5 protein-coding genes are annotated in these 3419 nt (G+C 67.5%); all 5 read right to left on the bottom strand.

The window, feature by feature from the left end; translation table 11 throughout:
- Positions 1–1115 (bottom strand): replicative DNA helicase (locus Q0672_RS20240; RefSeq protein ID WP_298625180.1); only part of this gene is annotated, 1115 nt, incomplete at its 3' end.
- Positions 1112–2047: a hypothetical protein gene (locus tag Q0672_RS20235; RefSeq protein ID WP_298625178.1), complete on the bottom strand. Its 936-nt coding sequence runs from the start codon at positions 2045–2047 to the stop codon at positions 1112–1114. The genes Q0672_RS20235 and Q0672_RS20240, both read right to left, overlap by 4 nt.
- Positions 2044–2268 carry a hypothetical protein gene (locus Q0672_RS20230; RefSeq protein WP_298625176.1) on the bottom strand — a complete coding sequence of 75 codons (225 nt, stop codon included), beginning with the start codon at positions 2266–2268 and terminating at the stop codon, positions 2044–2046. The genes Q0672_RS20235 and Q0672_RS20230 overlap by 4 nt, the downstream gene beginning before the upstream one ends.
- Before the next feature lie 86 nt (positions 2269–2354).
- Positions 2355–2756, bottom strand: coding sequence for a single-stranded DNA-binding protein (locus tag Q0672_RS20225; protein WP_298625174.1), 402 nt, complete (start codon positions 2754–2756; stop codon positions 2355–2357).
- A 187-nt stretch (positions 2757–2943) separates the two neighbouring features.
- The coding region (locus Q0672_RS20220; protein WP_298625172.1) for a plasmid pRiA4b ORF-3 family protein at positions 2944–3419 on the bottom strand (476 nt) is incomplete at its 5' end.

Genomic DNA, 3419 nt, shown 5'->3' with positions numbered 1-3419 from the left:
GGCTGGCGGTTCGGCCGCCCCTCGCTGGCCCGGTTGAGCTGGGCGAGGGCGATCACTGGCACCTTCAGTTCTTTGGCCAGCGCCTTGAGCCCACGGGAGATGCTGCCCACCTCCTGTGTTCGGTTGTCGCCGGTGCCGCGCATGAGGCCCAGGTAATCGATCACCACCAGCCCCAGACCGTGGGCGCGCTGGATGCGGCGGGCCTTGGCGCGGACGTGGGCGACGGTGACGGCCGGCGTGTCGTCGATGAACATCGGCCAGGCCATCGAAGCACCTACCGCAGTGCTCATGCGGTCCCAGTCATCGCGGGCATTGGTGCCGGCGCGCATCGCCTGCACCGAGACACCAGAGCGGGCTGCCAGGATGCGGGCGGCGATCTCGCGGCGGGTCATCTCGAGGGTGAAGAACAGCACCGGCGTGCCGCTGGCGGCCACGTGGGCGGCGATGTTGCAGCCAACGACGGTCTTGCCGACGCTGGGGCGGGCGGCCACGATCACCAGCTGCCCCGACTCAAGCCCGCCGGTCATCTCATCGAAGCGGGTGAAGCCGGTAGCCAGCCCGGCCAGGTGTCCGCCTCGCTCGCTGCGTTGATCTACGTCGGCCAGCACGTCGCACAGCAGGTCTTGCAGGCGGGCCGGCTCGCTGTCGGAGTGGTCCAGCAAGGCCAGCATTCCGGCCTCGGCTTCGGCGGCGATCTCGGCCGGCGAGCGACCCGCCGGGCTCGCGCAACCGGCCAGCACATCGGCGGCGATCTGCTGCAGGCCGCGCAGGGTGGCTTTCTCGCGGACGGTGCGGGCGTAGGCGCCAGCGTGGGCCGCCAGGAATCCGACGTTGGCCAGTTCGCCCAGGTAGGCCAGCCCGCCGGTTTGCTCGGCTTCGCCCCGGGCTGCCAGGGCATCGGAGACCGTGAGCACGTCCACCGGCTTGCCGGCATCGTGCAGGGCCTTCGCGGTGGCGTAAATCCGGCGGTGGTCATCCCGGTAGAAGTCGGCCGCACCGACGGCGCCCTCGATGCGGTCAAGCACGCGGGCACCGTCGCAGAGAATCGCCCCCAGCAGGCCTTGCTCCGCTTCGAGGGAATGGGGCGGCAGGTTGCGCAGGTCGGGGGCATTCATGCTGAGGGCTCCCGGTGGTACTTGTTCTCGAGCGTGCGGGCGAAGCCGGACGGGGACATCAGAAAATCGATGTCAGCTATGAACGGCGGCCGGCCATTGCTCCCCGGCGCCTTGCCGGTCAAGAAGTCGGAGCCGGCGCAGATCTCGAAGAACTGTTGCCACGCAGCGAGACCTTCCGCGCGGGTGGCGTAGCCGAAGGGCTTGCACGTCAGCTTGGCGGCTTCCGTCCACCGGGCCTTGATGGCTGCCTTCCGCGACTTGCTGAGGATCTTGCACCGGGGATTGTCCGGCATGGCTTCGTGGTACAGATCAACGATTTCGCGGTAGGGGCAGGAGTCGGCAGCTTTGCTGCAGACAGGGGGCGTGTCCCCCTCTGCTTTTACTTCCTGCTCCTGTTCCTGCTCCTGTTCCTGTTCCTGATTAGGCATAGTCTTACCGGAAGGCTTCCCCGAAGGCTTTCCGGAAGCCTTACCGGAAGGCTTTCCGTGAGCCTCGAAAGCGCCCGCGAATGCACTGGAAAACCCCGGCCCCAAGGAACAAACGAAGGTTTTGATCGCCTCCAGGGCCTCGAGCTTCAGGGGACACTCGGGGAGCAGGTCAAACTCGGCCGACCAGCTCTTCACCACGTTCGGCGACTCGGGTTTGTTGTGCTTGATCGCGTTCGGTAGCCACATCAGGCGGGCCGCGAAATCGGCTTTCGCCATGCCTTGTTCAGAGACTTCCCGAAAGGCTTCGTCGAAGGCTTCCAGAGGCCAGCCCAGCTCTTCAGCCATTGCAGCCCGCCCCGCCCGGAAGAGCCCGGGAATCGGGCCGGTGTGGGGGCCGGTCAGCAGGAAGAAGCACAGTCCTTGCCCGCTGGGCTGCACGGGCGAAAGCGCCCGGAACTTCTCATCGCTCCAGATGCGGACCTCGACCTTTCGATAGCGGCTCATCGTGCAGTCCCCCACGGCTGCCGGCGGTCGTGCGTCGCTGCTCGGCAATCGTCCATCACCCGCGCCAGGGCCTCGCGCGCCAGGTCGTGCAGGAAGGCGAAGCAGCGCCCGTTCCACCCCCAGTAGATCGCCGGGGCTTCGAGCTGTTGGGTGAAGGCGTACAGGCCGCGGATCGCTTGGAAATGCACCGGTGCGTGAAACTGGATCGTCAGCGTCGGCACGCTCGGGCGCCCGTCGCGTAACCAGCCGGCCGGGCTGCGGTCGTGGTGCCCAGAAGGGAAAGGGGCGTGGTGGGTATGTCCCATGTTCAAGCCCCCAGCCAATCCACGTCACCCGCGCCGGGTATGTCGGCGAACGGATCGCCCGCTGCCGCGCCGCCGGCCTGGTCCTGCTTCGCCTTGGGCTTTCGGGGGCGTGGCGTGGTGCTCGCCACCTCGTCGGCCACCAGATCAAGAGAGGGGCGGGCAGTGCCGTCCTTGGCCTGCCAGGTGGAGACCTTCAGCGTGCCCGCCAGCGCTACCGATGCGCCGGCCTTGAGCTGCAGCAGCCGGGCCACGGCGTCATCGTGGAAGGCGATCACAGAGCAGAACACCCGGCCGTCGTCGCCTTGTGGAACTGAAAGCCGGGCGAGGGCGAAGGGGCGGCCGTTCCTGCCGGTGCGCTCTTGTGGGGCGGCCACCAGCTCGCCGGAAATGAGAGCGCGGATCATGCTGCCGCCTCCTTCCTGAGCGCTTCTATCCCCGCCTGCAGAACCGGTGCCAAGCAAGCCGCCAAGCCTCCGGCAGTCACCCACACGGGGCCGTCCGCCTCGGCGAATGCAAGGGTCAGGTGATGGGCGATGGATTCGGCCGCTTGGGCCTGGTTCGTAAGCGTCGTCCCTATCCCGTCTTGACGCCTCAGACCCTCAGCCTCTCCAGGCGCTCATTCACCGCAGACAAATCAAAGCGCCCGGGCTCGAAGTCCTCCCCGCACCACGCCCGCATGGCGTGGTGTTCGGGGTGGTCCGGGTCAAGGATGGCCTCCAGGAAGTCGGCGTAGCCCGGCGCGCCGCCCACGTCTTCGGGCGGAGCGGCGTTGGCGCCGGTGAGGCACAGGGCGCTGGCCGACAGGATGGGATCCGGCGGGTGGCGTTTCTCCACCTTGATCCGGTGTTCCCAATGATCGCCGAAGTCGTAGAGGTAGGTGAACGACTTCATGCCCGCGAGCGCCGTCTTGAGCTGGATGCGCTGCTCGGAACGGGGCGGATCGCCCCAGTCGAACTCCGGGTCGGGGACGCCGTACCGCTCTCCGGCGATCTCGAATTCGTGCAGATGCCCCCCGTGCCAGCCCATGACGCACTGGATGACGTGATGAAGCCTGGCGAGGGTGATCG

Origin of the sequence: uncultured Zoogloea sp., from assembly GCF_937894855.1 — a bacterium.
GTDB lineage: Bacteria > Pseudomonadota > Gammaproteobacteria > Burkholderiales > Rhodocyclaceae > Zoogloea > Zoogloea oryzae.
This window is presented reverse-complemented; position numbering and strand designations above follow the sequence as displayed.

What these genes read in the sequence shown, in the direction of transcription:
- Q0672_RS20235 (WP_298625178.1), bottom strand. Translation starts at nt 2,047, where the DNA reads ATGAGCCGCTATCGAAAGGTCGAGGTCCGCATCTGGAGCGATGAGAAG.
- Q0672_RS20225 (WP_298625174.1), bottom strand. Translation starts at nt 2,756, where the DNA reads ATGATCCGCGCTCTCATTTCCGGCGAGCTGGTGGCCGCCCCACAAGAG.